Below are 1113 nucleotides of genomic sequence, written 5' to 3'. Positions count from 1 at the left end.
TTAATCTTAAGATTTAAATTTATGAGGGAATTATAGCAATAAAAGATAAAAATTCGAGTCTGTATTGCCCTAAATATCGGAGTTTAATAAGCCTTAAGCTTAACGTATAAAATTTCAATTTTAAAATTTAACGCTCTTTGCGTAACGGCGAAACGTTTTTGAGATATGAAATTAAAATGGTAGATTTTATAAAATTTTATCTTTGTCGGGATCTGTTTTGAGAAAAAATAAAATTTTGATCCGAAGTAGGGCGGTTTTTATCTCGGTCGCACGCCGCTTTTTAAAAAACGAACGGGGCGCTAAGCGGGACGTCACAAGCGAAACAAGACGAGATGCGGCAGAAGATAGGCGCGGTAGAGCGGAACCCGGCGCGACAAGATAGAATAAAGCTAGCGGCGCGGCGCAAATTTTAAAATCATGCGCGCTTAAAATTGTAATCGCCCGAAGTTGCGCTCGATCAAAACAGCCTGTACTCAAAATTTACGCCTTACGGTGGCGCAGCGCAGCAAATCTAAAATTTAAAATTTGAGACCGTTAAAAACGCGGCTGCATAAATCCTCCGACTAAATTTTATCCGTTTAATTCGCCCTGCCGCAAGCCCGTTTAAATTCAAACTCTTTGCGCCCAAGATACTGCGCGCGCTTGGGATGAAATGAAGAAAAGGACGATCCTGCGTCAAATTCGAAAAACAATTCCCGCGCGCTAAAGTCGGTTTGGTAAATTAAACCGACAAGATCGATTTTAAATGAAGGCGGCGAGAAAAGGAGGCGATTCTACGCCGCAGATCAAAACCATAAATACGCATAGGCGGGAGATAAAGAGGGCGGCGGCGCGGATCAATTTTGCGCGCAAACCCGCAGGAGTGCATGTAGTGTTATTTCGCAGTAGAATTTTACGGATTTGATCTCGCGCGCAAAAGGCGAGATCAAGCCTAAATACCCGACAAGAGCAAATTTTACGCAAACCGCGCAAGACGAGTTTTGTGTGAGCGCTAAATCGCGGCTTTTAACGCTTCAAATTTTGCGTCTTGCTCGGCTAGCAGCTGTCCTTTCTCATCGCGCGAGACGTAAATTTTAAAGATATTCTCGCCCGCTTTGTCGTAAAAGCCCACGA

Annotated in this window: 1 protein-coding gene; it reads right to left on the bottom strand. The window is 43.3% G+C overall.

The features are described 5' to 3' along the window. Nucleotides 1-991: 991 nt before the first annotated feature. The gene (locus tag Q0614_RS12595) at nt 992-1111 is read right to left on the bottom strand and encodes a ChuX/HutX family heme-like substrate-binding protein (protein WP_366125042.1); all 120 of its coding nucleotides are present in this window, start codon (nt 1109-1111) and stop codon (nt 992-994) included. Nucleotides 1112-1113 lie beyond the last annotated feature (2 nt).

The sequence above is a fragment of the uncultured Campylobacter sp. genome (assembly GCF_937997595.1).
Classification (GTDB): Bacteria; Campylobacterota; Campylobacteria; order Campylobacterales; family Campylobacteraceae; genus Campylobacter_B.
This window is presented reverse-complemented; position numbering and strand designations above follow the sequence as displayed.